Below are 25,491 nucleotides of genomic sequence, written 5' to 3' on the forward strand. Positions count from 1 at the left end.
CCGGTCACATCACCATGCCGCCGTCCACGGGCAGCACCTGACCCGTGATGTAGGACGCGGCATCGGATGCGAGGAAGACGAAGGCGCCCGCAACCTCGTCCGGTTCAGCCCAGCGCTGCAACGGGATTCGGCGCATCATGTTCGCGGCGAATTTCTCGTTGGTGCGAATGGTCTCGGTCATCGGGGTCGCAGCCAGCGGCGCCAACGCATTGACAAGGATGTTCTTGCGTGCGAGCTCGCGGGCCAACGACTTGGTGAATCCGATGATTCCGGCTTTGGCCATCGAATAGTTGACCTGCCCGAGCGTGCCGGTGATACCAGCCGCCGAGGTCACGTTCACGACGCGCCCGGTGCCATCGGTTGCGAGGAACGGAAGCGCCGCCTGGGTGACGCGGAAGGCGCCCATCACGTGAATGTCGAGCAGTCGGTTGACATTGTCCTCGGTGATGTCCGAGAACATCGCGGGCGCGGTCACTCCCGCATTGTTGACAACAATATTGAGCACACCACCGGTCATTGCCGCCGCCCGTGCGGCCGCGGCGTCGGCGGATTCCCGGTCGGCGACGTCCAGTCCCGCGCTCCCGGCTCTGCCTCCCCGATCGTTGATTCCGTTGGCGACCTCGGCCGCGGCGTTCTCGTCGAGGTCGGTCACGAAGACCGACGCACCAGCAGTGGCGAGAGCTCCCGCGACCGCCGAGCCGATCCCGCCGGCAGCGCCCGTCACGAGAGCGGACCGACCCGTGAGGTCGAAGAGCGGATTGGCACCCATCAGTAGCTCCTGGGCAGGCCAAGCACCTTCGAGGCCAGGAAGTTCAGGATCATCTCCTGACTCACCGGGGCGATCTTCATCAGTCGGGACTCACGGAAGAAGCGCGAGATGTGGTACTCCTCGGAGTAACCCATGCCGCCGTGCGTCTGCATGGCACGGTCGGCTGCATCGAATCCGGCGTCCGCGCACAGGTACTTGGCCATGTTGGCCTCCCGGCCGCAGGACCGACCGTTGTCGTAGAGCCACGTGGCCTTACGCAAGACGAGCTCCGCGGCATCGAGTCGTGCCAGCGAGTCGGCCAGGGGGAACTGGATGCCCTGGTTCATGCCTATCGGTCGATCGAAGACGACGCGCTCGTTGGCGTATCTGACTGCACGGTCCAAGGCCACCCGCCCGATGCCCAGCGCCTCCGCTGCGATCAGCATCCGCTCCGGATTGAGACCGTGCAGGATGTACTCGAAGCCCCTACCCTCCTCGCCGATGCGATCCGCGACCGGAATGCGGAGGTCGTCGATGAACAACTCGTTGCTGCTGACCGCGTTCCTCCCCATCTTCGTGATGGGCCGCACGTCGACGTGGTCGCGATCGAGATCGGTGAGGAACAACGTCAGCCCGTCGGTCTTCTTGGCGACGTCGTCGTAGGGCGTGGTCCGGGTCAGCAACAGAATCTTCTCGGACTCCATGGCCTTGGAGATCCACACCTTACGTCCGTTGACCACGTACGAGTCCCCGTCACGCCTGGCGAACGTGGTGATGCGCGACGTATCAAGGCCTGCACCGGGTTCGGTGACACCGAAGCAGACGTGAAGATCGCCGTCGACGATTCTGGGCAGGGTCGCGGCCTTCATCTCTTCCGACCCGAACACCACCACGGGCTGCATGCCGAAGATGGACATGTGAATCGCACTGGCTGCGTTCATCCCGCCGCCGGAGCGGGCCACTTCCTCGGCGAGGATGGTCGCCTCGGTGATGCCGAGACCATGACCGCCGTATGCCTCGGGGATGGTCATGCCGAGCCAACCTCCGGAGGCGACGGCATCGTAGAACTCCTGGGGGAATTCGTGACGCTGGTCCTTGTCCATCCAGTACTGGTCGTCGAAGCGCCCCGCCAGTTCGGCCACCGACTTACGGATCAGCTCCTGATCCTCGGTCAGTGCGAAGTTCATCCCACCGGTCACTGAATCTCTCCTCGTCGAAGGGCGGTCCGATGCCGCCGCGGGCCACCTCGGCCCGACGGAGAACGCCGCAGCACCTCCACGCCGGCGGTCAGGGTTCACCCGACCAGTAGACGAAAACTATCCTCTCGTTTGCGGAGAATCAACCGCCAGGCCGGTCCATAAGGGCACATGCCTGGGGATTCCCGGGTGCGGCCTGCAGCGGATGCGGTGAACTCGACGCACCCCACCGTTGACGATCGAGCGTCGACGTGAAAATCTGTTAGTCGAATATGAGAATGCAATTCTCGGAGCGCCGAGTAACCCCGACACTCCCCGAAGGAGAAGCCGTGCGCATACCGCCGTTGCCTGCTGCCGAGTGGGACGACGCCGTGTTGACCGCACTGCGGATGATGCCTGAAGAACTCCGCAACCCCACAGCAGCAGGGAACGCGATCGGCACCCTGGTCAATCATCCCGACCTCACCCGCCCGTTCCTGAATTTCAGCTTCTACCTGCTCACGCGCTCGACCCTCGACCCGCGGGTCCGCGAGATGGCCATTCTGCGGGTTGCCCACCGCACCGCGTGTGCGTACGAGTGGGACGAGCACGTAGCGATCGGAACCGATGCTGGGCTGACCGCGGACGACATCGCGACGGCACAAGGCATCAGGGGCGCCGCAGGCTTCGACCGCGTCGTGTTGGCGGCGGTCGATGAACTCGTCGACGGTGCCAGTGTCGGCGACGATACGTGGGCAGCGTTGTCCGAACACCTCGGCAAGCGCGAGTTGATGGACTTCGTCTTCACAGTTGGCGGCTACAACATGCTGGCCATGGCCCTGAACACATTCGGTGTGGAACCCAAGAAGGAGAACTGATCGCGTGGCATTCTTCCCCAAACCCGAGGCGGGTAGCTGGACCGAGAACTGGCCAGAATTGGGCACGGCACCAGTGGATTACACCGATTCGATCGATCCTGACCACTGGATGCTGGAGCAACAAGCCATCTTCCGCAAGACGTGGCTGCACCTCGGTCGCGTCGAGCTGCTTCCCAAGACGGGCAGCTACTTCACGCGCGAGATACCCTCGGTGGGGAAGGGAACCTCGATCATCGTCAACAAGGACAAGGACGGCACCATCCGGGCCTTTTACAACATGTGCAGGCACCGGGGAAACAAGTTGGTCTGGAACGACTACCCGGGCGAAGAGGTCTCCGGCAACTGCCGCCAGTTCGTCTGCAAATACCACGCATGGCGGTACGACCTGAAGGGCGACCTGACCTTCATTCAGCAAGAGGGCGAGTTCTTCGACATCGACAAGGCCGACTACCCGCTCAAGGCGGTGCGGTGCGAGGTGTGGGAGGGCTTCATTTTCGTCAACTTCGACGACGACGCCCAGCCCCTGGCTGAATACCTGGGCGAGTTCGGCGAGGGCCTGAAGGGCTACCCGTTCCACGAGATGACCGAGCACTACAGCTACCGGTCAGAAGTCAAGGCGAACTGGAAGCTGTTCATCGACGCGTTCACGGAGTTCTACCACGCGCCGATCCTGCACATGAAGCAGGCCGAGAAGGCGGAGGCCGAGAAACTCGCCAAGTTCGGATTCGAGGCGCTCGCCTACGACATCAAGGGCGATCACTCGATGGTGTCGTCGTGGGGCGGCATGTCCCCGCCCAAGGACATCAACATGGTCAAGCCCATCGAGCAGATACTGCACAGCGGTCTCTTCGGCCCCTGGGACCGGCCGGACATCAAGGGCATTCTGCCCGACGAGTTGCCGCCCGCCATCAACCCTGGCCGGCACAAGACCTGGGGCACAGACTCGTTCGAATTCTTTCCGAACTGGACGCTGCTGTTCTGGGCACCGGGCTGGTACCTCACCTACAACTACTGGCCGACCGGCGTCGATTCTCACATCTTCGAGGCAGATCTGTACTTCGTTCCGCCGAAGAACCTGCGCCAGAGGCTTTCTCAGGAGCTCGCGGCGGTCACTTTCAAGGAGTACGCGTTCCAGGATGCGAACACCCTCGAGGCGACGCAGACCCAGATCGGCACCCGGGCCGTCACAGAGTTCCCGCTCTGCGATCAGGAGATTCTGCTGCGACATCTCCACATGACCGCTCACAAGTACGTGGACCGGTACAAGGCATCTCTGGCCGAGACCAACGGCGTGCACGCCGCTACGACAGACGAGAAGGATCGCGTACATGTCTAAGCTGCCCGCGGAGTTCGCCGATCTCGAACGATTCGCAGAATGGTGCCTGCCGACCGAGGAGGAGCGTTACGCCAAGCGTCTCGCATCGACGATGGACGAGATGCAGGAGTTGTACGACGCCGGCATGGCGCGTCTCGAGGACATCATGGTCTACGTCGACGAACGCTTTCCTCTCGCGGGCATGCCCGAGGACGCCAAAGCACTGGTCCACCTCGGACAGTCCATCGTCATGGTGAGCTTCCCCATCGAGGTGTGGAAGCAACCGCGTGTGCTCGACAGTGGCGCGGCCTACATCCAATTGGTCAAGGAGCCGGTGGTCTAGTCGTGCTGACCGTCAAGGCTGCGGGTTACGTCGACGTCGACGCGGGTGAGGTGATCCGACCGGCCGTCGTCAGGATCGAGGGTGACCGGATCGTCGGCATCGGCGGGGACGTCCCGAACGGCTCGGATAACGAGGTGCTCGACCTCGGAGAGTCCATCCTGCTGCCGGGTCTGATGGACATGGAGGTCAACCTGCTCATGGGTGGCCGCGGGGAGAACCCGGGTCTTTCTCAAGTGCAGGACGACCCGCCCACCCGTGTGCTTCGCGCCGTGGGCAACTCCCGCCGCACGCTGCGAGCGGGCTTCACCACGGTCCGCAACCTGGGGCTGTTCGTCAAGACGGGTGGCTATCTGCTCGACGTCGCATTGAGCAAGGCCATTGACGCCGGTTGGATCGACGGGCCGCGCGTGGTGCCCGCGGGCCATGCGATCACGCCGACGGGCGGGCATCTCGACCCCACGATGTTCGCCGCCTTCATGCCCGGTGCGCTCGAGCTGACGGTCGAGGAAGGCATTGCCAACGGCGTCGACGAGATCCGCAAGGCGGTGCGCTACCAGATCAAGCACGGCGCCCAGCTGATCAAGGTGTGCGTCTCGGGCGGAGTGATGTCTCTGACCGGAGAGGCTGGTGCGCAACACTATTCGGACGAGGAACTGTCCGCAATCGTGGACGAGGCGCACCGACGCGGACTGCGAGTGGCCGCCCACACACATGGTGCCGAGGCCGTCAAGCACGCCGTCGCGGTCGGCATCGACTGCATCGAACACGGATTCCTCATGGACGACGAGGCCATTCAGATGCTCGTCGAGCACGACCGCTTCCTCGTCACCACCCGTCGACTTGCCGAGGCAATGGACGTGTCGAAGGCTCCGAAAGCACTGCAGGACAAGGCTGCCGAGATGTTCCCCAAGGCGCGCACGTCGCTGGTCGCAGCCTACGAGGCCGGCGTGAAGATCGCGGTCGGCACCGACGCGCCCGCCATCCCGCACGGCCGCAACGCCGACGAGCTCGTCACGCTCGTCGACTGGGGCATGCCCGCGGCGGCCGTGCTGCGGGCCGCGACTGTCGTTGCCGCCGACCTCATCGGCGTCACCGACCGGGGTCGCATCGCCGAAGGCCTGCTGGCCGACATCATCGCCGTCCCGGGTGACCCTCTGCAGGACATCAGCGTCACCCAACACGTCGGCTTCGTTATGAAGGGCGGAAAGGTCTTCCGACATGACAACCTCTAGGACCCGGCCGTCGCGCACCGACGACCTCGTCGAAATCCATCAGCTGTTGGCCAAGTACGCGGTCACCATCACCCAGGGAGACGTCGACGGACTCGTCACGGTCTTCACGCCGGACGGCACCTACAGCGCGTTCGGTTCGACCTACAGCCTGGCGCGGTTTCCCGAGCTCGTCGCGGCCGCCCCCAGCGGCTTGTTCATGACGGGGACGGCACTTGTCGACCTCGACGACGGCGCCGACACCGCAACCGGTACCCAACCACTGTGCTTCGTCGAGCACTCCACGCACGACATGCGCATCGGCTACTACCGTGACAGCTACCTCCGCACAGACGACGGATGGCGTCTGAAGGCCCGCGCCATGACATTCATCCGGCGCAACGGCGACCACGACTCGGGCCGTCCACACGCCATCGGCAGGCCGGAGGCAGGGTGACGACGTTCGCCGGCGTTCCCAGCGTCGCAGAGTTCCGATCCGGACTGCGCAAGTGGCTCGATGAGAACGACTTGACTCCCCCGGCCGACCACTCGCTGGAAGCTCATCAAGCGCAGCACACACGCGTGCTCGGGGCACTCTACGACGCCGGTTGGATGCGGTGGGGCTGGCCTGAAAAGGCCGGTGGTTTCGGCGGACCCGCTGTTCTGCGCGCCGTCGTGGGCGAGGAGATCGTGGGCCAGCGCCTCGACGAACCGGGCCCCTATTCGATGCTCGAAGTACTGGCGCCCACGATGATCGACTACGCGAGCCCGGAGTTGGCCGCGGAGATGGTGCCGCGCCTGCTGTCCGGACGGGAGACGTGGTGTCAGGGGTTCTCCGAGCCCGGCGCCGGGAGCGATCTGGCCTCGCTGAGCACCCGAGCGGAGCAACGCGGAGACTCCTGGGTGGTCAGCGGACAGAAGGTGTGGACCAGCTATGCGCAGTTCTCGTCCAAGTGCATTCTGCTGACCCGCACCGGGGGCACCGACACTCCGAAGAACCAGGCCCTCACCGCGTTCTTCGTCGACATGGACAGCCCCGGCATCGATGTTCGACCGCTGCAGACGATGCACGGCGTGGACGAGTTCTGCGAGGTGTATTTCGACGACGTCGTGGTGCCCGCCGATCGCATGCTCGGAAACCCAGGTGACGGTTGGCAACTCGCCATGGACCTGCTGCCCTATGAGCGCTCGACCTGCTTCTGGCAGCGAATCGCCTATCTCTACTCCCGACTCGATGCGCTCGTCCTCGACGTCAAGCATCTGGGCCGCGATGTCGACGGCGACATGGGAGAGGCGTATCTGGCTCTTCATACGCTCCGATGCCGTTCTCTGGCCACGCAACGACGATTGGACGACGGGGCCAAGCTGGGTCCAGAGACCTCCGTGGACAAACTCCTGCTGTCGGGCGCAGAGCAGCGCCTCTACGACACCGTGTTCGAGTTACTCCCGGAGGCAATCGATCTGGATGACACGGAGTGGCGCACGGAGTACCTCTACTCTCGCGCATCGACCATCTACGGTGGTACCGCCGAGGTCCAGCGAAACATCGTCGCGCGTCGCCTGCTCGACCTTGGGAAAGAGTGATCGTGGATCCAGACGAACTGAAGATGCTCGAGGCGACCCTGCGCAAGACGATGCAGTCGTCGTCCGGCAGCGATCTGGACCGCGCGCTCGCCAAGTTGGGCTGGGCCGAGATGCTCACCGAGTCGGCGGAGAGGATCATTCCTGTGGTTTTCCGCCTGCTCGGCGAGACAGGGGCGCACGCGTCGATAGTGAACGACGTGGTGTTGCGATCCAGCCGTCGCGAGCTCGGCGGGTCCCCCGCACTGCCCTTCGCGGGAAATGTTCAGGTGGTGTGGGATCGGCACGCCGACGGCACGGCGAGCGCGGTCATGGGTGGGCTACCCCTGCGCCGGACCGATGAAGGCGAGCTGTTGCGCCTCGCAGAAGGCCGTCGGGCGCTGGGCTGGTGGCTGATTGGATGTTCGCGGGCCATGCTGGCGCTGGCCCGTCGCCACTCCCTGGATCGCACGCAGTTCGGCAGACCGATCGCGTCCTTCCAAGCGGTGCGACACCGACTGGCAGACACGCTGGTCGCCATCGAGGGTGCCGAGGCGACCCTGACCCTGCCGGGAGTCGACAACCCGGATCTGACTGCGTTACTTGCCAAAGCGGCCGCCGGCCGGGCCGCCCTCACAGCTGCCCGGCACTGCCAGCAGGTGCTCGGCGGCATCGGTTTCACCGCCGAACACGCTCTGCACCACCACGTGAAGCGGGTGCTGGTTCTCGACGGATTGCTCGGCAGCTCGGGGGAACTGACCATCAAGGCCGGCGCCGGCCTGCGTGCCCGCGGCTCGGTGCCGAGGCTGGCCGAACTGTAGCGGTGGCGCCGGTGGCGGCGCGGGCCGCTAACGGGGCAAACCGAGTACGCGTTGCGCGATGATGTTGCGTTGGATCTCCGAGGTGCCACCGGCGATGGTTCCGGCGAACGACCGGATGTAGCGGTCGGCCCAACTCCCCGAGTAGTGGTCGTGATTGAGCGGTACATAGGGCGCCGACATGCCGGATTGCCTCAGCCCGTCAGCGCCCTGCCCGGAGAGCGCGTGCTCGGTGGCGGCCTGCACCGAATCAGCTCCGTGAACCTTGAGAACAGACAGCGAGGCGACGTCCTCGTCACCGCGAGCTGCGCGCGCGAGCGCAGCGGAGCCCATCAGCCGCAACGCATGGTTGTCCATCACCAGCGTCGCGTACCGGTCCCGTTCGATCACAGACGTCGGGTGCCAGTCGTCTACCAGGTCCTGCAGCCGATCGGCGTAGCTGAGCCACAGCATGTTCCGTTCATGGCCCAACGACCCGGTGGCGACACTCCAGCCCTTGCCCAGCTCACCGACGAGGTTGGCCGCAGGCACCCGGACGTCGGAGAAGAACACCTCGTTGAAGTCCAGGTCGTCGCGGTCGGCAGCGGAGGCGAACGGCCGACATGTCACGCCTGCCGAGGCGGTCGGGATCAGGAGAACGCTGATGCCACGATGCTTGACAGCCGCGGGGTCGGTGCGCACGAAAGTCAGGATCACGTCGGATTCGTGGGCACCCGAGGTCCACACCTTTTGGCCGTTGACGACGAATTCGTCCCCATCCCGCACAGCGGTCGTGCGTAGCGACGCCAGATCCGAGCCGGCACCCGGCTCACTCATGCCGAGGGCAGCGGTGATCTCTGCGCGAAGGATGGGCACTGCCCACTTCGCCTGCTGTTCGGGAGTGCCGAACGTCAACAGAGACGCGGCGATGATGCCCACGCCCTGCGGGTTGAAGCTCGACACCATCCGCCGACGGGCCAGCTCGATCTGGTGCACGTACTGCTGCATCAGCGTGGCGTTACGACCGCCGAATGCCGGCGGATTCCCCGGCACCAGCCACCCGTTGTCGAAGAGCAGACGCTGCCAAGCGCGAGCCCAGTCCGGCATGTGCGCAGACGAATGCGGTCGAAGGACGCCGTCAGCATCGGACGGGGCGTGTTCGTCGAGAAAGGCGGCGAACTCGCAGCGGTAGGCCTCGACGTCGTCATCAAAGGTCAGCTGCACGAGCGTCCATTCCGTACCTAACCGTCAGTCTTTTCCTGCGGACTTTCAGAGAATACTATTCTCGTTGTGGGAAAGTTACAATCTCTGACACGCGGGTCTCGGCTGGGCGTAGCGCACTGTTCAATGCCGTTCTCCGGTATAGTTCATCCATGTTCTCCCGAATCGGCCCAGGTCAGAGGCGTCGATGACTACTAGCCCCAGCGAAGAGCCGGCCTGGAAGCAGCGCGCGGTCGAACGCTCCATCAAGACAGCGAAAGTGCGTGCGGCGCAACGGGTTCAGCGCTTCCTCGATGCCGCTCAGGCGATCATCATCGAGAAGGGCAGCACCGACTTCACGGTGCAAGAGGTCGTCGACCGTTCGCGACAGTCGCTTCGCAGCTTCTACCTCCAGTTCGACGGCAAACACGAACTGCTCTTGGCCCTGTTCGAAGACGCGCTGAGCCGCTCGGCCGAGCAGATTCGCGCAGCGACGACCAATCATGCCGATCCGCTGGAGCGGCTGAAGGTCGCGATCCAACTCCTGTTCGAATCCTCCCGGCCCGACCCAGTCGCGAAGCGTCCCCTGTTCACGGATTTCGCACCTCGCCTACTCGTCACGCATCCGTCCGAAGTCAAGGTCGCGCACGCTCCACTCGTGATGCTGCTGACCGAACTCATGGAGGACGCCGCGGCGGCCGGTCAGTTGCGCCCCGGCGTGAACCCCAAGCGGATTGCCGCGATGACGATGCAGACGGTGATGTTCGTCGCTCAGAGCAGCGGTTCGGAAGACGTGGCGACGACGCCGATCTCTGCCGATGAGGTATGGGATTTCGTGTCGCACGGATTCGCATCCGAGGACTGACTCTCGAATTCGACCGTCGGCGAATTCACCGACGGTAGCGTCACCCCCTGTCCGAGAAGCACTCTCGGCTGGCCCGCGCCTCGATCACGTCACAACAGCAATTCATCGTCCCACGCCGTTGACACGACCCGACATGCGGTGACAGAGTGCTGAGCAGGTGCACAGCATGTGCGATCTTCAACGGATTCGAGGGAACAGATGTCACAACGGGTGGCGGGCAAGGTCGCTTTCATCACCGGTGCGGCGCGGGGCCAGGGCCGCAGCCACGCGGTGCGATTGGCCGAAGAGGGCGCCGACATCATCGCCGTCGACGTCTGCAAGCCGATGACCGCGCCGGGCGGCATCCCGGCGTCGACGCCCGAAGACCTGGCCGAAACAGCCTCCCTGGTGAAGAATCTCGACCGCCGGATCGTCACCGCCGAGGTGGACGTGCGCGATTACGCAGCCTTGAAGGAGGCGGTCGACGGCGGCGTCGAGCAGCTGGGGCGGCTGGACATCGTCGTCGCGAACGCCGGCATCGGCAACGGCGGAGCGACTCTGGACCAGACCGGTGAAGACGACTGGAACGACATGATCGGCACCAACCTCACGGGCGTCTGGAAAACCGTCAAGGCGGCAGTCCCCCACATGATCGCAGGCGGTGCAGGCGGTTCCATCGTTCTGACGAGCTCTGTGGGCGGCCTGAAGGCATATCCCAACACCGGACATTACGTTGCGGCCAAGCACGGCGTCGTCGGCTTGATGCGTGCGTTCGCAGTGGAGCTGGGCCAACACATGATTCGGGTGAACTCTGTGCATCCCACTCACGTGAGCACCCAGATGCTGCACAACGACGCCACGTTCAAGATGTTTCGGCCCGACCTGGAGAACCCGGGAGCCGACGACATGGCACCGATCTGTCAGATGTTCCACACGCTGCCCATCCCCTGGGTGGACCCCATCGACGTCAGCAATGCCGTGCTGTTCTTCGCGTCCGACGAGGGCCGTTACCTGACCGGCGTGACGCTGCCGATCGATGCCGGCAGCTGCCTGAAGTAGCGGACGCCTGACGGTCTGCGATCACGAGATCGCAGACCGCGCAGCGCGTCTCGGCGTCACAGTACGGTCACGAGAAGCTACTGATACGAGCTGCTAGTCCCTCACCTTGTTCTTGGCAGCGGGTACGACAGGGGGCGCATCGCGCCAGTTCGGCACGCCGTCGCTCTCGTTGGCGACCGGGAATCCGCCGCCGTGCACCTGCGACCAGTGGCTGTGGTTGAGTTGGTGCAACGTGAAGCAGGCGTTGAGCGCGTTGTAGAAGCCCTGATTGTCCTGAGTCTGGTTGACCGATTCCTTCACGAGCAGAGCCGCCATCGTCGGCACCTTGGCGATGCGCCGGGCGAATTCCAGGGTTCGGTCAGCCAGCTCGTGGGCCGGGAACACTTTGGACACCATGCCCAGCGCGTGCGCTTCGTCCACCGGCAGTGAGTCTCCGGTGAGCATGAGCTCCTTTGTCTTTCGAGCTCCGAATTCCCACGGGTGGGCGAAGTACTCGACGCCGCACATGCCGAGCCGAGTCCCGACGACATCGGCGAAAGTCGTGTCCTCGGCGGCCACGATGAGGTCACAGGCCCACATGAGCATCAAGGCCGCGGCGTACACCTCACCGTGGACCTGCGCGATCGTGATCTTGCGGAGGTTGCGCCACCGGCGGGTGTTCTCGAAGAAGTGGTGCCACTCCTGCAGCATCATCTTCTCTGCACCTTCACGGGTGGCTCCGTTCTCGGTGAAGCTCGGATGCTGGCCGGGGCCGGGCTGATACTCCTGCATCATCACCTTCGATCCAAGATCATGACCCGAGGAGAACATCGGTCCGTTGCCGCCCAGAATCACCACGCGTACCGTGTCGTCGGCCTCGGCCGCGAGGAACGCCGCAGTGAGCTCGACCAACAGCCCGCGCTGCTGGGCGTTGCGCTGCTCCGGCCGGTTGAGCATGATGCGGACGATGGTGCCCTGGTCGAGCGTCTCGTACGTGATGAAGCGGTAATCATCCATGGGCCACGCGCCTTTCAGAATGTGATGACGTTGTGCCCGAGAGTGTTTGGTGAGATCACAACGACACGATGGTGGCCGAGGCGGTGCCCGGTGCACCGTAGACCTGCGCCAAGCCCACCCGGGGGGCGCCGGGAACCTGCCGTTCGCCGGCCTCGCCGCGCAGTTGGCGTACCAGCTCGTGCATCTGCCGCAGACCTGATGCGCCGATCGGTTCGCCATTGGCAATCAGGCCGCCGTCGGTGTTCACCGGCAGCGATCCGCCGATCTCGGTCTCACCGTCAGCCAAGAGCTTCTCTTGATCGCCGTCGGCACACAGCCCGGTCTCCGCCATGTGGATGATCTCGGCGCCGGCATCGGTGTCTTGCAGTTGCGCGACGTCCACGTCCTCCGGTCCGATCCCCGCAGCCTCGTAGGCGGCCCGCGCGGCGTACACCGTCGGCGACACATCTTCTTCCAGCGGCGCGGACGTCGCGTGTACCTCGTAGGCACCGAAGCGACGCGTCCGGATTTCGCTGCCGCGTACGAAAACCGGCTTGTCGGTGTAGCGGTGGGCAATGTCCCCCCGGCACATGATGACGGCGGCGGCACCCTCGTCCGGGGCGCAGAACATGAATTGCCGCAGCGGGTAGTTCAGTACCGGCGAAGCCATGATGTCTTCTTCGGAGATCGGCTTGCGCCGGAACGCATTGGGGTTGAGCGCACCGTTGCGAAAGTTCTTGGCCGCGACCCTGGCCAGCGTCTCCTCGGAGATCCCGTGCCTCTGCAGGTACTGATTGGCCTTCATCCCGAAGAATTTCGTGGTGACGAATTGACCGTTTTCGGCATACCACTGTGGCAGTGCGAGTTTCGCAGGATCGTCAGTGAACGCTCCGCGGGGATGCTTGTCGAGTCCGACGGCGATGCCGATGTCGTACTTGCCCAGCCGGATGGTGTCGGCCGTCTGCTGGATCGCGCTCGCCGAGGTCGCGCAGGCATTGAACACATTGGTGAACGTGATGCCGGTGAGCCCGACGAGCCGGGTGACAGAGTCGGGATTGGAGACCTCGTAGCTGCCACCGAAGCCGAATTGCACGTCTTGCCAGGTAATACCGGCGTCCGCCAGAGCCGACCGGATCGCCTCGGCTCCCATCTCGACAGCGGACTTGTCGAATCGACCGAACGGGTGGATGCCCACGCCGATGATGGCGACGTCGTTCGTCATGCGATCTCTCCCTGTTTTCTGCTCTTCGCGCAACCGCCCACTGCTACACCGGCCGGAAGGCGAAGGTCACGATCTCGTTGCCGTCGGGGTCGGTCGTGAGCGGAATCATCGTGAGCTCGACTTCCATGCCGCACGACAGCTGCCCCGGATCGTTTTCGGTGAGCCGCCCCTCGACGCGTACGACATCGCCCAACTCGACGAGACCCACGCCGTAGGGAACGAAGTCCTCACCTGTGGGGCCGATGTAGGGCGCGCCCGGAGGGAAACCCTGAGTCGTCCAGGCCACGACGGTCCCGCGCCGCGGCAGAAGAACGTCGGTGGTTTCGGACCGACTGCACTTCGGACAGTGACTCTGGCGGGGGAACACCGTCGCTCCGCATGCCCCGCACTCAGTTCCGATCAACTGCGGTTCGTCGGCCGGCCAGGTCGAGATCGCAGGATCCAGCGCCTTTCGCACGAAGCCTCCTCACACTACGGGCTAACACATTAGCGAAATCGTACAGCATCGCTTCTCATAAATGGAAATATCATTCTCATCATTGATTGCCCCCCGGATCCGACTGTCGCAGAAGCGACTTCGTTGCCGAGTACACATCGGTACGGCCCGTGGCGACCCGGGCGGCGAGGTCGTCGAGCTCGGGGTGGGAACGCAGGACGCTCTGGGCCAGAGAGAGCAGCTGGGCCCGAGCACGTGCGGTGCGACGCGCTGGATCGTCGGCACGCAGGTGTGTGTCGACGGCTTCGACCAACGCGGTCACGCCCTCGTTCTTCACGGCGACGATCTTGAGGATCGGCACGTCGGTCTCGGCTCGCAGGTCTCGCGCGGTCTGATCGGCGCCGTCGCGGTCGGCCTTATTGATCACGACGATGTCGGCCACCTCGAGCAGACCCGCCTTGGCGGCCTGGATCGCGTCGCCCGCACCAGGATTGAGTACGACGATGGCGGGGTCGGCAACGGCCGCGATTTCGATCTCGGATTGCCCGACGCCCACCGTTTCGACCAGCACCATGTCGAACGACAGTGCGGCGAGAACCCTGACGGCAGCGGGCACACCCTCGGAAAGGCCGCCGAGGTGCCCCCGGGTGGCCAGCGAGCGGATGAGCACGTCGGGATCGTCGATGTGCGCAGCCATGCGGATACGATCCCCCAGCAGTGCACCACCGCTGTACGGCGACGACGGGTCGACGGCCAGCACCGCAACCCGCTTTCCCTGTTGCCGATAGGCGGACACCAGAGCGGCAATGGTGGTGGACTTACCTGCACCCGGCGGACCGGTGATACCGATGACTCGAATGGGTTGGGCGTCCAGCGCCTCGAGAACCTCGTCGCGCCTGCTGCTTTCGGCCATGGTCAACAGCCGGCCCGCCGCACGCAAGGAACCCTTGCGTGCCGCGGCCACGAGATCGTCGATGGTCATCGGGCGTGAGTCTAAGGAGCCGGAACCTCGATGACCGTCGCCGAACCGATCCCGCCCCCTGCGCACATCGCTGCGACGCCGATGCCTCCACCGCGGCGTCTGAGTTCATGGACCAACGAGACGATCATGCGAGCGCCGCTGGCTGCGACAGGGTGCCCCAATGAGCAACCGCTGCCGCCGACGTTGACGATGTCGGGATCGATGTCGAGCATCTTGACGGTGGCCACGGTCATCGCGGCAAATGCCTCGTTGATCTCGAACAGGTCGACGTCGGGGATCGAGAGCCCGGCCCTCTTGAGTGCTTTCGGAATGGCCTCGACCGGAGCGAGTCCGGTGAAGGCGGGGTCCACGCCCACGGACGCCCACGCCCTGACTGTGGCCAGCGCGGGCAGACCCAACCGGTCGCTCGCGACGACGAGCGCGGCGGCCGCGTCGTTCGCCCCACTTGCGTTGCCTGCCGTGATCGAGAACCCGTCGATCTCCGGATGCAGGACCTTCAGGGATGCCAACTTCTCCAGGCTCGTGTCGCGGCGCGGGTGTTCATCGGTGTCGAAATACCCGTATGGAGTGTCGATCCCGACGATCTCGGCTGTGAACCGGCCCTCGTCAATCGCCGTGATCGCCTTTCGGTGCGAATTGAACGCCCACTCGTCCATCTCCTCGCGGGTCACGCCGGCCCTGACCGCGGAATTCCACCCCACCGTGATCGACATGTCCATGTTCGGAGCCTCGGGACTGTCCGGGTGTGTCGGCGGAAACCACGCCACCGTCTCGGCGTCCTTCGCGCTGCTCGCCTTGCGCGTGAAGCGTGGCGAGGTTGACGCCGAATTCACTCCACCGGCGATGACGAGTTGGTCCATACCGGCGCGGATGCTCGCGGCGGCAACCTGTACGGCGGCCTGACCCGCAGCGCAGTGTCTGTTCACCGCCAGCCCCGGCACACCCGTCAGGCCCGCCGTGATCGCGGCGTGCCGAGCGACGACGCCGCCGCCATACAGGCCTTCGCCCAGGATCACGTCATCCACCGCAGCCGGGTCGAGACCTGCCGCTGCATGGCACACGACGTGGTCGCCAAGGGTGTAGGCGTCGGTGTCCCGCAGGGTGCCCCGCATCGCTGTGCCGATCGGCGTGCGAAGGGCCGAAACGATCACTGCTTCGGGCATGGTCTGTCCCTTTCGACGGAGTATGAGAATGATATTCTCATACTCCGAGAGCGACAGTTGCACGAAAGGCGGCACATGCACATCGAAGGAAACTCCGCGCTGGTGGTCGGTGGGGCCGGAGGGTTGGGAGAGGCGACAGTCCGCCGTCTCCACTCCGCGGGCGCGAAGGTCGTCGTCGCCGACATGGCCGACGACAAGGGCAAAGCGCTCGAACACGAACTCGGCGTGCGCTACGTCAAAACCGACGCCACCTCCGAGGACTCCGTCCTCGCGGCCATCGCGGAGGCGCAATCTCTTGGCCCGCTCCGCATCTCGGTGGACACCCACGGTGGTCCCGCCACCGGCGGGCGCTTGGTCGGCAAAGACGGCTCCGCACTGGATCTGGACGGCTTCAAGAAGACCATCGAGTTCTATCTGACTGCCGTGTTCAACGTGATGCGGCTGTCGGCCGCGGCCATCGCCAAGACCGAACCCCTCGACGAGGGCGGCCGCGGCGTCATCGTGAACACCGCCTCGATCGCCGGGTACGAAGGGCAGATCGGCCAGCTCCCCTACGCCGCCGCCAAGGGTGGCGTACTCGGCATGACGCTCGTGGCCGCACGCGATCTCTCGCCGCTAGGCATCCGCGTCGTCACGATCGCTCCCGGAACGATCAACACCCCGGCGTACGGCCAGGCCGGCGAGCAGTTGGAGAAGTACTGGGGTCCCCAGGTGCCCTTTCCCAAGCGAATGGGCCGGTCTTCTGAATACGCGCAGCTCGCGGTGAGCATCGTCGAGAACGACTACCTCAACGGTGAGACCATCCGGCTCGACGGCGCGCTGCGCTTCCCCCCGAAGTGAGGGCGGCAGGTCATTTCTTGGCGATCAACCCGTCGACGATTCGGTTGAAGTCCGCGGTGCCGAAGGACACGTACTCCGCCAGGTTGGCGTAGTCCAGCGATGCCATCACCGACTTCTCGAGCTGAATGTTCATCAACCTCTTGGTGGCTTCCACCGCCTGCTGCGGCAAACTCATCATCTTCCTCGCGCACGCGATCGCCTCGGTCAGCGGGTCGGCGACGACGTGGTTGGCCAAACCGAGTTCCACGGCCCGCTGCGCCTTGATGCGCACACCGGTGAGCGCAAACTCCTTGGCGTGCAACAGACTGATCTGCGACGGCCACACCAGCGGTCCTCCGTCAGCGGCCACCAGCCCGATCTGCACATGCGGATCAGCGAAGAACGCCGTCTCGGCGATGTAGACGACGTCCGACAGTGCCGCCAGGCTGCACCCCAACCCGACGGCAGGGCCGTTGACAGCCGCGATAACCGGTATACGACACCGCACCATGCCGATCACCAGTTCTCGCCCGTGCTTGATCGTCTTCTGTCGCAACGCTTCGTCACTGCGAAGTTCGTCGAGGTAATTGAAGTCACCGCCCGCGGAGAAAGCCCGCCCCGCGCCGGTGATGACTGCCGCGCGCGCCTCGGCGTCCTCGTCGAGAGCCGCCCAGACCTTCGCCAAACCGACGTGGAGATCGTCGTTGACCGCATTGAGATCGTCCGGCCGGTTCAGGGTGATGATGCGTAGTCCGCCGTCAGCGGCGACGTCGAGTTCTGCTGGCAGGTCGTACATGTCGTCCTAAGCTCCCAATCCGAGAATGCGCTGAGCAATGATGTTCTTCTGGATCTGTGATGTTCCGCCCATGACGCTCTGGGCCCGGCTGTACATGTAGGCGCCGAACATCTCGGGGTCGTGCGTACCGACCGTAGCGAGCGCGGCATGCCCGACACACTGTTCAACCCACGTCATCAACAGCTTATCGAGTGATCCCTGCGGTCCGTGCGTGATGCCGTCCATCTGCTCCGACAATCGCCGTCGTACGTGCAGGCGCAGCATCTCCGTTTGCACCCATGCCCACGACAACTCGTCGGATGCCGGTCCGTCCGTGTGCATCGACAACTGCCGCACCAACTTTCCGTAGCGAGCGGAGAAGCCCAGCGTCGAGGGTTCACGCTCGTGGCTGACGACGGTCATCGCAAGCTTCCACCCGTCCCCCGGCTCGCCGACCATGTTGTCGGCCGACACTCTCGCACCGTCGAACTCCACCTGGCCGAACTCCTTGGTCACACCGCTGATCATCTTCAACGGACGCTGTGTGACGCCGGGCTGGTGCATCGACACGATGAACGCCGAGATACCCCTGTGCTTGGGCACGGTCTTGTCGGTGCGGGCCAACAGCAGGCACCAATCCGCGATATCGGAGTAGCTGGTCCAGATCTTGTGGCCGCTGATGACGTACTCATCGCCGTCCTTCACCGCCGTCGTCGTCAACGACGCGAGATCCGAACCGGCGCCTGGTTCGCTGAACCCCTGGCACCACCGTTCGGTGCCGTTGATCATGCCGGGAAGGAAACGCCGGGCGAGAGCTTCACTTCCGTGGTGACTCAGTCCGACGACGAGGTAGCCGAGGCTGGGCCGGGCGGGTGCCCCGGCCTTGGCGATCTCTTCGTCGACGATCACGTCGTACACAGCCGAAAGATCCTGCCCGCCATACTGCTTGGGCCAGGTCATGCCGAAGAACCCCGCGGCGTAGAGAGCCCGGTGCCACTCCGCCGCCTTGGCCCAGTACTCGTCGCCCGAGGTGGGGAATCGGCCTTTCTGCTCGTTGAGCCAGAGCCGCAGCCGATCCCTGAAAGCGGCTTCCGCTGGTGAGTCACGAAAGTCCAATGGTCAACTCCTCCAGCTTCACGGGCCACGATTCCGTCGCGACCAGCGCCCGGCGCAGATACACGTGCGCAAGGCATTCCCAGGTGTTGCCGATCCCGCCGTGGACCTGAATCGACGTCTCACAAACCGTGCGCGCCGAACGCTGGCTGTAGAGCTTGGCGATCCTCGCCGCCTCGACGGCTTCGGCCGAGGGCAGTTCATCGACAGCCCACGCGGCGTGGCGAAGGACGCTGACACTTCCCTCTATGAGTGCGAGACCCTCTGCGAGCAGATGCCGCACCGCTTGATATGAACCGATGGGCGATCCGTACTGCTCGCGGACCTTTGCGTAGTCCGCGGCCAAGGTCAGTGCGCCGCGGGCGACGCCCACCAGATCTGCGGTCGTCGCCGTGAGGGCGAGCGCGTACCACCGGGCCGCGTCCTCGGGCGCCAGCTCGGCGAGCTCGGGGGGCGACTCGACCGCGCCCACGAAGCTCTTCGTCACATCGACTGTGTCGACTTCACCTGCGAGACGTTCAGTTTCGCGACCGAGCCGGTACGAGAGGTCGTCGTCGAGGACCGGGCCGACGAAAGGGACGTCGACGAGTCGCCTGGCGAACTCCTCGACGACGAGAGCGACCTCGACTCCTGTCGCCCCATCGGACCGCAGCGATCGCCATCCGGTCGAGTTCACCGCGCGCTCGAGCCGCGCGATGCGGCCGTCGTCCGCGAGATCAGCCACCGAGCCCGGCCCGAGATCGTCCGCCAGTTTGGCCGCGGCGTCGCGCAATTGTCGCTGTTCAGCTGTCAGTCGGACGTCCATAAACGCTCCTTGAGCACTCGGCGCAACACCTTTCCGGAGGGGAGACGGGGGATGTCGGAAACGAAGAGAATGCGGCTCGGCCGCTTGTAGGAAGCCAGCCGATCGGCGATCAACCGGATCAGGTCGTGGTCTTCCACGGGCGCGCAGCGTGACACGGCGGCGACGATCGCCTCACCGTGTGCCGCGTCGGGTACCCCGAACACAGCGCAGTCAGCGACGGCAGGGTGTTCGTGCAGCACGCTCTCGATCTCGGCGGGGGCGACCTGAAAGCCGCGGACCTTAATCATCTCCTTCGCGCGGTCGGTGATACGGAGCCAGCCCTCGCTGTCGAGGTAACCCACGTCCCCGGTGCGGTACCAGCCGTCGACCAGCACTGCGGCAGTTTCCCCGTCGGGCAGGTAGCCCGCCATGACCGAGGGTGAGCGCACCTCGATTTCGCCGACCTCTCCAGGCCCCACCTCTACAGGCACTGCCGGGTCGGCGGATTGGGCTGCAGCCACGCGGATCTGAACTCCCGGAACGGCGCGACCCACGGTGTCGAGGTGTCCCCCATCTAGCGCGTTGCAGGAAATGACGGGCAGTTCGCTTGCGCCGTAGGCGGTAGCCCAACGCACGCCCGTGCGCCGGGTCACCTCGTCAGCCACGCTGCGCGCGACGGGCGTCGCGCACCACATCAGGTAGCGCAGTGACGACAGGTCGAAGTCCTCCAGCCTCGGATGCGCAGCCAGCGCCAGAGCGATCGGGGCGACGGCCATCTCGACGGTGATGCGATCGGACTCGATGTGGCGCAACATCACATCGACATCGAACCGGGGGTGCAGGCGAATCCACGCACCGACGTCGAGTGCGGTGGCGATGTTGAGCAGACCGAGGATGTGCGAGGGCGGAGTCAGGATCTGCATCCGGTCCTTCGACGACAAAGCCAGCGCTGTCCGCCAATGGGCGACGGCCTGACTGAATGCGCCGTGAGTGTGCCTGACCGCCTTAGGCATACCGGTGGTCCCCGAACTGAACACCAGCAGCGCGTCGGACGACGGATCCACCGGCGCGAACTCCCGACATCTCGCAGTGACATGGTCATCGAGGTGCAGCATCGGCATGAGCTCTGCCAGCACCTCGTGGTCCCCGACTGCGTGCGACGGACTGGTGAGGGACAGCGCGTAACTCACCTCGGTCCTCTTCCATGACGCACTGACGAGTACGACTGCCGCCCCGAGCGACCAGATGGCCCGCACCGCGACGACGAACTCCGGCCGGTTGGACGACATCAGAGCCACGCGGTCCCCGGCGCGCACTCCACGATGTTCCAGTTCGGTCGCCATTCCGCCGACCAGTGCGTCGAGGTCAGCGCGGGAGTATCGACGATCACCGAAAGCGAGCACGGGCGCTCCGATGGCGTGCGATCCTTCGATCACCTCAGCCCGACCTCCCGACTCAACCCGTTGAGAATATCCTATCCTGAAAAGAGAATAGTATTCTCATTCGACCAGAAGGACGACGCCAGGAGTGTCTCGATGACTGCAGAATCCGTACCCACCCCCCACACCGGTGGCGAACACGCGGCGCAACTCGCCGCCGGGGATGTGACGATCCTCCTGGACCGCAAGACGACGACCATGTCCAGACAGGCCGGTGAAACGTTGCTCGAGTGCGCACGTCGGGGAGGCCTGACCCCGCCGTTCTCTTGCGAGGCCGGCAACTGCGGCACGTGCATGGCCCGACTGACCGACGGCACTGCCACGATGCGCGTCAACGACGCACTGACCGACGACGAGGTCGCCGAAGGCTACGTGCTCACCTGCCAGGCCGTGCCGGACGAAGGCCACGTCACCGTCGACTACGAGGACTGAGCCTCGGCGACACCTGAATGTTGCCCCAACGTCGGCGGTGGACCGTACTGCGGATCGTGGCCGACGACCCGGATGGAACTACGCACGAGGTCGAACTGCCCTGAGCGAACAATGACCTCCGGCGTGTCCCGCAACGCCTCGGGCAAGGTGCGCACCGCAGCGGCCGGGATGCCGAGTGGCCGCAACCGTACCTCCCATCCCGCTGCGGAATCCGTCGCCAGTACGGCCGAGACCACCGCCAGCACCTCCTCGCGGTGCGCCGCCCGCTCGGCCATCGTCGAAAAGCCCGCGATTCCGGCCTCTTTACAGAACGAACGCCAGAACGCGTCGTGCGTGACGAAGAGCGCCAGATAGCCGTCCGCGGTCGCGAACAACTGCGCAGGAACGTAATACGAATGTGCACCGTTCGGTTGACGGCGCGGTTGGACACCGTCGTTGAGATACGCGGACGCGCGATAGTTCAACTGAGAGAGCATCACGTCGCGCAACGACACGTCGATCTGTCCGCCACGCCCCGACACGATCTGGGCGAGCAAGCCGATCGCCGCCGTCAGGCCGGTGGAATTGTCCGCAGACGAATAGCCGGGCAACGTGGGGGGTCCATCGGGATCCCCCGTCAGCGAGGCGATTCCCGTCACGGCCTGGATCACATAGTCGAAGGCAGGATCGTCGGCCGCGTCGAGTCCGTAACCGGTCAACGCCACGCAGACGATCTTGTCGTTGTGGCACCGCAGCGCGTCATAGGTCAGCCCGAGCCTGCGGATACTCGATGGCTTCAGATTCACAAGCAGCGCATGGGATTCCGCGACCAGTTCACCGAGCCGTCGTTGTCCTGCGTCACTGCCCAGTTCGAGGCATACGCTGCGCTTGCCTCGGTTGAGGCTCGCGAAGTAACTGTCCCCCACCTGTCGTGAGATGTCCCCGCCCGGTGGTTCGATCTTGGTGACCTCGGCGCCGAGGTCGGCGAGCATCATCGTGGCATAGGGGCCGGCCAGCATGTGGCCGACTTCGAGTACCCGGATGCCCGCCAGCGGACCGGCAGTGGGCAGCGTCTCCGCCCGGCTGTCCGTCGAGCTCATCGCACAGCCTGGGCGAGTTCGCCGATCATCTCCCTGGTCCGGTACTTCGATGCGATGAGTTCTTCACGGGTGTCTCCGATCGGAAGCAACCGCACCGAGAGATCGGTCACCCCCGCGTCCGCGAAGGAGCGGAAGCGCCGCAGGATGTCCTCCATGTCACCGGCTGCGCAGAGATCCCCGACGGTTCGCGCGTCGCCCCTGTCGAGCAGCTTCTGATAATTGGGCGACGTCTCCGCCTCGGCGAGAATCCTGTTGGCCCGCTCCTTCGCCTCCTCGATCTGGGAGGTCGCGCAAAGACACACGGGGATACCTGCCACGATCCGCGGCGGCGGCCTGTTCGCCCCTGCTGCAGCGTGATTGATCTTCGGCGCGATGTGATCACCGATGGCTCGCTCGTCTGCCATCCACAGCACGGTGCCGTCAGCATGTTCGCCGGCGATCTTCAACATCACCGGGCCGAGCGCCGCCACCAGAACGGGCATCGGCGCGACCGGTGGTAGATCAAGCGGATTGTGCACCGTGAACGTCTCGTTCTCGACGTCGACCGGACCGGGATTGTCGAACGCAGCGTGCAGCACCTCGAGATAGTCACGCGTGTAGGAGGCGGGCTTTTGGTAGGGCAGGCCCAACATGTCGCCGACGATCCAGTGGTGCGACGGCCCCACGCCCAACGTCAACCGTCCGCCGGCCAGCGCCTGCACCGACAATGCCTGGCGCGCCAACGCGATCGGATGTTGCGCCTGCAGCGGCACGACGGCGGTACCCAGTTCGATCCGGGTGGTACGGCCGGCCATCAACGCCACCATTGTCAGCGCGTCGAAGTCATTGGGCACCTGCGGCATCCACGCCGTGTCCAAACCAGCGGACTCGGCCCACTCGATGTCGGAGACGAGCTTGGCGACCTTACGGTTCGAGTCGCCGCGCTCGGCGCCGATCATCACGCCGAGGCGCATCACAGTTCTCCGTCGTTCTCGGTGAGCGCACGCACGTCGCGAACAAGGGTGTCGAGTGGGGTTCCTGTCGGAAACACCGCCGCTGCACCGGCATCGAGCAGCTTCTGAACGTCGGCCTGCGGGATGGTGCCCCCCACCACGACTGCGATGTCGCCTGCGTCAGCGGCACGCAAGGCGTCGACCACTCGGGCAGTCAATCCCACGTGTGCACCCGAGAGGATCGACAACCCGACGAGCTTCACGTCCTCCTGCAGCGCGATCGACACGATGTCCTCGATGCGCTGCCGGATACCGGTGTAGATGACCTCGAAACCGGCGTCGCGCAGGGTGCGTGCGACGATCTTCGCGCCCCGATCATGACCGTCCAAACCGGGTTTGGCCACCAGTACACGCGTGCCCATCAGGCCTGTCTCCTCTTCGCGCAAGCGCTCATCAGAACACCACCGGTTGCTGGAACTCTCCCCATACCGCCTTCAGCGCCGCCACCATCTCACCAATCGTGCAGTACGCGTTCGCGCAATCGATGAGCGCGTGCATCAGGTTGTCGTCGCTGCGCTCGGCCGCACGCGAGAGCGCGGCCAGCGTGTCCCGCACAGCCCCGGGATCGCGCTCGGCCTTCACCCTCGCCAGCCGCTTCAACTGCAGATCGCGGCCGTCGGCATTCAGCTCGTAGGTGTCGATGTCAGGAGCGGCCTCGTCGGTGACGAACCTGTTCACCCCAACCACAGGCCTGCTGCCCGATTCGACTTCGTGGTGGATCTTGAACGCCTCGTCAGCGATCAGGCCCTGCAGGTAGCCGTCTTCGATGCAACGCACCATCCCCCCGTGCTCTTCGAGGTCGTGCATGATCTCGACGATCCTGGCCTCGGTCGCATCGGTCAGCGCCTCGACGAAGTACGACCCGCCCAACGGATCCGCCACCTTCGTCACACCGGTTTCGTAGGCGAGGATCTGCTGGGTGCGTAAGGCCAGTGTCGCCGACTCCTCGCTCGGCAGCGCGAAAGGCTCGTCCCACGCCGCCGTGAACATCGACTGGACACCACCGAGTACGGCAGCCATCGACTCGTAGGCAACGCGCACCAGGTTGTTCTGCGCCTGTGGCGCATAGAGCGACGCCCCGCCGGCCACGCAACCGAAGCGGAACATCGACGCCTTATCGGTGGTTGCGCCGTAGCGCTCGCGCACTATGGTGGCCCATCTGCGACGGCCTGCCCGGTATTTGGCGATCTCCTCGAAGAAGTCGCCGTGCGTGTAGAAGAAGAACGAGATCTGGGGGGCGAACTTGTCGATCGTCATCCGGCCTCGTTCGACCACGGTGTCGCAATACGTAACGCCGTCGGCCAACGTGAATGCCATCTCCTGCACCGCATTGGCGCCCGCATCTCGAAAGTGCGCGCCGGCCACGGAGATCGCGTTGAAGCGGGGCACCTCGGCTGCACAGAACTCTATGGTGTCTGCGATCAGCCGCAGCGACGGTTCCGGCGGCCAGATCCATGTGCCGCGCGACGCGTACTCCTTGAGAATGTCGTTCTGGATGGTGCCGGTGAGCTTCTCGCGGGGAACGCCCTTTTTCTCGGCGGCCGCGACGTAGAACGCCAACAGGATCGCGGCGGTGCCGTTGATCGTGAAGCTGGTGCTGATCTGGTCCAGTGGTATCCCGTCGAACAGGACCTCTGCGTCGGCCAGGGTGTCCACCGCGACGCCGACGCGGCCGACTTCCTCGCCGTACTCGTCGTCGTCGGAGTCGTAGCCACATTGGGTCGGCAGGTCGAGCGCTACTGAAAGGCCGGTGCCACCCTGATCCAGCAGGTACCGATATCGCTCGTTCGACTCCTCCGCGGTACCGAACCCAGAATACTGACGGAACGTCCAGGTCTTCCCCCGATAGCCGGACGCGAAGTTGCCTCGGGTGAAGGGGTATTCACCGGGCGGAGGTGGTTCCGACGCCACGTCGGCAGCGCCGTACACGGCCTCCAGCGGGATGCCCGACGGGGTCTCCACCCGCGGGCCGGCATGCTCGCTCATCGAGGATAACGTACTTGCAAAAAATGAGAATGCCAATACCGATAGGAGTCATGATGGCCCCGGCGCACTCGCATCGCCAGGTTCAGCGCATCGCGGACATCACGCCGGGAACAGCCAACCCTCGGCATGGTCGATAGCGAGCATTGTGTTTTCAGAAATGAGAATGC

General features: G+C 64.7%; 27 protein-coding genes. 11 read left to right on the forward strand and 16 right to left on the reverse strand.

Annotated features, from left to right (window positions below; all coding sequences use genetic code 11):
* Positions 1-4: 4 nt before the first annotated feature.
* Positions 5-769: an SDR family NAD(P)-dependent oxidoreductase gene (locus ACZYYX_RS20495; RefSeq protein WP_463816424.1), complete on the reverse strand. Its 765-nt coding sequence runs from the start codon at positions 767-769 to the stop codon at positions 5-7.
* Positions 769-1,935 (reverse strand): acyl-CoA dehydrogenase family protein, encoded by a 1,167-nt coding sequence (locus ACZYYX_RS20500; RefSeq protein ID WP_463816527.1) that lies wholly within the window; start codon positions 1,933-1,935, stop codon positions 769-771. The genes ACZYYX_RS20495 and ACZYYX_RS20500 overlap by 1 nt, the downstream gene beginning before the upstream one ends.
* Positions 1,936-2,273: 338 nt before the next feature.
* Between ACZYYX_RS20500 and ACZYYX_RS20505 the strand changes: the two genes are divergently transcribed.
* Genes ACZYYX_RS20505 through ACZYYX_RS20535 form a run of 7 tightly spaced genes read left to right on the forward strand, consistent with a single transcriptional unit; the run spans position 2,274 to position 8,048 of the window.
* Positions 2,274-2,801, forward strand: coding sequence for a carboxymuconolactone decarboxylase family protein (locus ACZYYX_RS20505; protein ID WP_463816425.1), 528 nt, complete (start codon positions 2,274-2,276; stop codon positions 2,799-2,801).
* A 4-nt stretch (positions 2,802-2,805) separates the two neighbouring features.
* Positions 2,806-4,137 carry an aromatic ring-hydroxylating oxygenase subunit alpha gene (locus tag ACZYYX_RS20510; RefSeq protein ID WP_463816426.1) on the forward strand — a complete coding sequence of 444 codons (1,332 nt, stop codon included), beginning with the start codon at positions 2,806-2,808 and terminating at the stop codon, positions 4,135-4,137.
* Positions 4,130-4,459 (forward strand): hypothetical protein, encoded by a 330-nt coding sequence (locus ACZYYX_RS20515; RefSeq protein WP_463816427.1) that lies wholly within the window; start codon positions 4,130-4,132, stop codon positions 4,457-4,459. The genes ACZYYX_RS20510 and ACZYYX_RS20515 overlap by 8 nt, the downstream gene beginning before the upstream one ends.
* A gap of 2 nt (positions 4,460-4,461) precedes the next feature.
* Positions 4,462-5,691 (forward strand): metal-dependent hydrolase family protein, encoded by a 1,230-nt coding sequence (locus ACZYYX_RS20520; protein ID WP_463816428.1) that lies wholly within the window; start codon positions 4,462-4,464, stop codon positions 5,689-5,691.
* Positions 5,678-6,124 (forward strand): nuclear transport factor 2 family protein, encoded by a 447-nt coding sequence (locus ACZYYX_RS20525; protein ID WP_463816429.1) that lies wholly within the window; start codon positions 5,678-5,680, stop codon positions 6,122-6,124. The genes ACZYYX_RS20520 and ACZYYX_RS20525 overlap by 14 nt, the downstream gene beginning before the upstream one ends.
* Positions 6,121-7,251, forward strand: coding sequence for an acyl-CoA dehydrogenase family protein (locus tag ACZYYX_RS20530; protein WP_463816430.1), 1,131 nt, complete (start codon positions 6,121-6,123; stop codon positions 7,249-7,251). The genes ACZYYX_RS20525 and ACZYYX_RS20530 overlap by 4 nt, the downstream gene beginning before the upstream one ends.
* 23 nt (positions 7,252-7,274) lie before the next feature.
* Positions 7,275-8,048, forward strand: a complete 774-nt coding sequence (locus tag ACZYYX_RS20535) for an acyl-CoA dehydrogenase family protein (RefSeq protein ID WP_463816528.1) — start codon at positions 7,275-7,277, stop codon at positions 8,046-8,048.
* A 27-nt stretch (positions 8,049-8,075) separates the two neighbouring features.
* Here the strand turns inward: ACZYYX_RS20535 and ACZYYX_RS20540 are convergent, their stop codons facing one another.
* Entirely contained in the window at positions 8,076-9,248 is a 1,173-nt protein-coding gene (locus tag ACZYYX_RS20540) for an acyl-CoA dehydrogenase family protein (protein WP_463816431.1), read from the reverse strand.
* A gap of 184 nt (positions 9,249-9,432) precedes the next feature.
* Here ACZYYX_RS20540 and ACZYYX_RS20545 point away from each other — a divergent pair, with 184 nt between their 5' ends.
* Together ACZYYX_RS20545 and ACZYYX_RS20550 are read left to right on the forward strand one after the other, a co-directional pair.
* Positions 9,433-10,089: a TetR/AcrR family transcriptional regulator gene (locus ACZYYX_RS20545; protein WP_463816432.1), complete on the forward strand. Its 657-nt coding sequence runs from the start codon at positions 9,433-9,435 to the stop codon at positions 10,087-10,089.
* A 198-nt stretch (positions 10,090-10,287) separates the two neighbouring features.
* Positions 10,288-11,127 (forward strand): mycofactocin-coupled SDR family oxidoreductase, encoded by an 840-nt coding sequence (locus ACZYYX_RS20550; RefSeq protein ID WP_463816433.1) that lies wholly within the window; start codon positions 10,288-10,290, stop codon positions 11,125-11,127.
* A gap of 93 nt (positions 11,128-11,220) precedes the next feature.
* Here ACZYYX_RS20550 and ACZYYX_RS20555 read toward each other — a convergent pair whose 3' ends face one another.
* The 5 genes from ACZYYX_RS20555 to ACZYYX_RS20575 all read right to left on the reverse strand — a co-directional run bounded on the left by ACZYYX_RS20555 (position 11,221) and on the right by ACZYYX_RS20575 (position 15,905).
* On the reverse strand, positions 11,221-12,123 hold the full coding sequence (locus ACZYYX_RS20555; RefSeq protein WP_463816434.1) for an enoyl-CoA hydratase: 903 nt from the start codon (positions 12,121-12,123) through the stop codon (positions 11,221-11,223).
* A 55-nt stretch (positions 12,124-12,178) separates the two neighbouring features.
* Positions 12,179-13,324 carry a thiolase family protein gene (locus ACZYYX_RS20560; RefSeq protein ID WP_463816435.1) on the reverse strand — a complete coding sequence of 382 codons (1,146 nt, stop codon included), beginning with the start codon at positions 13,322-13,324 and terminating at the stop codon, positions 12,179-12,181.
* A gap of 43 nt (positions 13,325-13,367) precedes the next feature.
* Positions 13,368-13,781 (reverse strand): Zn-ribbon domain-containing OB-fold protein, encoded by a 414-nt coding sequence (locus tag ACZYYX_RS20565; protein ID WP_463816436.1) that lies wholly within the window; start codon positions 13,779-13,781, stop codon positions 13,368-13,370.
* Positions 13,782-13,860: 79 nt separating this feature from the next.
* A complete protein-coding gene (meaB, locus tag ACZYYX_RS20570) occupies positions 13,861-14,742 on the reverse strand; it encodes a methylmalonyl Co-A mutase-associated GTPase MeaB (RefSeq protein ID WP_463816437.1) in 882 nt (293 codons plus the stop codon).
* 11 nt (positions 14,743-14,753) lie between these two features.
* Positions 14,754-15,905, reverse strand: a complete 1,152-nt coding sequence (locus ACZYYX_RS20575) for a thiolase family protein (RefSeq protein ID WP_463816438.1) — start codon at positions 15,903-15,905, stop codon at positions 14,754-14,756.
* 75 nt (positions 15,906-15,980) lie between these two features.
* Between ACZYYX_RS20575 and ACZYYX_RS20580 the strand changes: the two genes are divergently transcribed.
* Entirely contained in the window at positions 15,981-16,745 is a 765-nt protein-coding gene (locus ACZYYX_RS20580; RefSeq protein WP_463816439.1) for an SDR family NAD(P)-dependent oxidoreductase, read from the forward strand.
* A 10-nt stretch (positions 16,746-16,755) separates the two neighbouring features.
* On the opposite strand, the gene ACZYYX_RS20585 is transcribed toward ACZYYX_RS20580, so the two are convergent.
* From ACZYYX_RS20585 to ACZYYX_RS20600, 4 genes are read right to left on the reverse strand one after another with little or no spacing between them, the layout of a single operon-like run.
* Complete coding sequence (locus tag ACZYYX_RS20585) at positions 16,756-17,520, reverse strand: enoyl-CoA hydratase/isomerase family protein (protein WP_463816440.1); 765 nt, start codon at positions 17,518-17,520, stop codon at positions 16,756-16,758.
* A 6-nt stretch (positions 17,521-17,526) separates the two neighbouring features.
* Positions 17,527-18,615 (reverse strand): acyl-CoA dehydrogenase family protein, encoded by a 1,089-nt coding sequence (locus ACZYYX_RS20590; RefSeq protein WP_463816441.1) that lies wholly within the window; start codon positions 18,613-18,615, stop codon positions 17,527-17,529.
* Complete coding sequence (locus ACZYYX_RS20595; RefSeq protein WP_463816442.1) at positions 18,602-19,417, reverse strand: acyl-CoA dehydrogenase family protein; 816 nt, start codon at positions 19,415-19,417, stop codon at positions 18,602-18,604. Before ACZYYX_RS20595 ends, ACZYYX_RS20590 begins: the two co-directional genes overlap by 14 nt.
* Positions 19,402-20,832, reverse strand: a complete 1,431-nt coding sequence (locus tag ACZYYX_RS20600; protein WP_463816443.1) for a class I adenylate-forming enzyme family protein — start codon at positions 20,830-20,832, stop codon at positions 19,402-19,404. Before ACZYYX_RS20600 ends, ACZYYX_RS20595 begins: the two co-directional genes overlap by 16 nt.
* 99 nt (positions 20,833-20,931) lie before the next feature.
* On the opposite strand from ACZYYX_RS20600, the gene ACZYYX_RS20605 reads away from it, so the two are divergent.
* On the forward strand, positions 20,932-21,267 hold the full coding sequence (locus tag ACZYYX_RS20605) for a 2Fe-2S iron-sulfur cluster-binding protein (RefSeq protein ID WP_463816444.1): 336 nt from the start codon (positions 20,932-20,934) through the stop codon (positions 21,265-21,267).
* Here ACZYYX_RS20605 and ACZYYX_RS20610 read toward each other — a convergent pair.
* From ACZYYX_RS20610 to ACZYYX_RS20625, 4 genes are read right to left on the reverse strand one after another with little or no spacing between them, the layout of a single operon-like run.
* Positions 21,255-22,346, reverse strand: a complete 1,092-nt coding sequence (locus tag ACZYYX_RS20610; RefSeq protein ID WP_463816445.1) for a CaiB/BaiF CoA transferase family protein — start codon at positions 22,344-22,346, stop codon at positions 21,255-21,257. The two genes, ACZYYX_RS20605 and ACZYYX_RS20610, sit on opposite strands and share 13 nt — an antisense overlap.
* Positions 22,343-23,299 (reverse strand): LLM class F420-dependent oxidoreductase, encoded by a 957-nt coding sequence (locus ACZYYX_RS20615; RefSeq protein WP_463816446.1) that lies wholly within the window; start codon positions 23,297-23,299, stop codon positions 22,343-22,345. Before ACZYYX_RS20615 ends, ACZYYX_RS20610 begins: the two co-directional genes overlap by 4 nt.
* Positions 23,299-23,700 (reverse strand): cobalamin B12-binding domain-containing protein, encoded by a 402-nt coding sequence (locus ACZYYX_RS20620; RefSeq protein WP_463816447.1) that lies wholly within the window; start codon positions 23,698-23,700, stop codon positions 23,299-23,301. Before ACZYYX_RS20620 ends, ACZYYX_RS20615 begins: the two co-directional genes overlap by 1 nt.
* Before the next feature lie 31 nt (positions 23,701-23,731).
* Positions 23,732-25,324: a methylmalonyl-CoA mutase family protein gene (locus ACZYYX_RS20625; RefSeq protein WP_463816448.1), complete on the reverse strand. Its 1,593-nt coding sequence runs from the start codon at positions 25,322-25,324 to the stop codon at positions 23,732-23,734.
* Positions 25,325-25,491 lie beyond the last annotated feature (167 nt).

Source organism: Mycobacterium sp. IDUB_1 (genome assembly GCF_055419625.1).

Excerpts from the sequence above, each read along its gene's own strand:
- ACZYYX_RS20610 (WP_463816445.1), bottom strand. The coding sequence starts at position 22,346 with ATGAGCTCGACGGACAGCCGGGCGGAGACGCTGCCCACTGCCGGTCCG.
- meaB (WP_463816437.1), bottom strand. The coding sequence starts at position 14,742 with ATGACCATCGACGATCTCGTGGCCGCGGCACGCAAGGGTTCCTTGCGT.
- ACZYYX_RS20495 (WP_463816424.1), bottom strand. The coding sequence starts at position 769 with ATGGGTGCCAATCCGCTCTTCGACCTCACGGGTCGGTCCGCTCTCGTG.
- ACZYYX_RS20545 (WP_463816432.1), top strand. The coding sequence starts at position 9,433 with ATGACTACTAGCCCCAGCGAAGAGCCGGCCTGGAAGCAGCGCGCGGTC.
- ACZYYX_RS20580 (WP_463816439.1), top strand. The coding sequence starts at position 15,981 with ATGCACATCGAAGGAAACTCCGCGCTGGTGGTCGGTGGGGCCGGAGGG.
- ACZYYX_RS20560 (WP_463816435.1), bottom strand. The coding sequence starts at position 13,324 with ATGACGAACGACGTCGCCATCATCGGCGTGGGCATCCACCCGTTCGGT.
- ACZYYX_RS20555 (WP_463816434.1), bottom strand. The coding sequence starts at position 12,123 with ATGGATGATTACCGCTTCATCACGTACGAGACGCTCGACCAGGGCACC.
- ACZYYX_RS20550 (WP_463816433.1), top strand. The coding sequence starts at position 10,288 with ATGTCACAACGGGTGGCGGGCAAGGTCGCTTTCATCACCGGTGCGGCG.
- ACZYYX_RS20500 (WP_463816527.1), bottom strand. The coding sequence starts at position 1,935 with ATGAACTTCGCACTGACCGAGGATCAGGAGCTGATCCGTAAGTCGGTG.
- ACZYYX_RS20575 (WP_463816438.1), bottom strand. The coding sequence starts at position 15,905 with ATGCCCGAAGCAGTGATCGTTTCGGCCCTTCGCACGCCGATCGGCACA.
- ACZYYX_RS20625 (WP_463816448.1), bottom strand. The coding sequence starts at position 25,324 with ATGAGCGAGCATGCCGGCCCGCGGGTGGAGACCCCGTCGGGCATCCCG.
- ACZYYX_RS20595 (WP_463816442.1), bottom strand. The coding sequence starts at position 19,417 with ATGGACGTCCGACTGACAGCTGAACAGCGACAATTGCGCGACGCCGCG.
- ACZYYX_RS20620 (WP_463816447.1), bottom strand. The coding sequence starts at position 23,700 with ATGGGCACGCGTGTACTGGTGGCCAAACCCGGTTTGGACGGTCATGAT.
- ACZYYX_RS20605 (WP_463816444.1), top strand. The coding sequence starts at position 20,932 with ATGACTGCAGAATCCGTACCCACCCCCCACACCGGTGGCGAACACGCG.
- ACZYYX_RS20535 (WP_463816528.1), top strand. The coding sequence starts at position 7,275 with ATGCTCGAGGCGACCCTGCGCAAGACGATGCAGTCGTCGTCCGGCAGC.
- ACZYYX_RS20585 (WP_463816440.1), bottom strand. The coding sequence starts at position 17,520 with ATGTACGACCTGCCAGCAGAACTCGACGTCGCCGCTGACGGCGGACTA.
- ACZYYX_RS20515 (WP_463816427.1), top strand. The coding sequence starts at position 4,130 with ATGTCTAAGCTGCCCGCGGAGTTCGCCGATCTCGAACGATTCGCAGAA.
- ACZYYX_RS20525 (WP_463816429.1), top strand. The coding sequence starts at position 5,678 with ATGACAACCTCTAGGACCCGGCCGTCGCGCACCGACGACCTCGTCGAA.
- ACZYYX_RS20615 (WP_463816446.1), bottom strand. The coding sequence starts at position 23,299 with ATGCGCCTCGGCGTGATGATCGGCGCCGAGCGCGGCGACTCGAACCGT.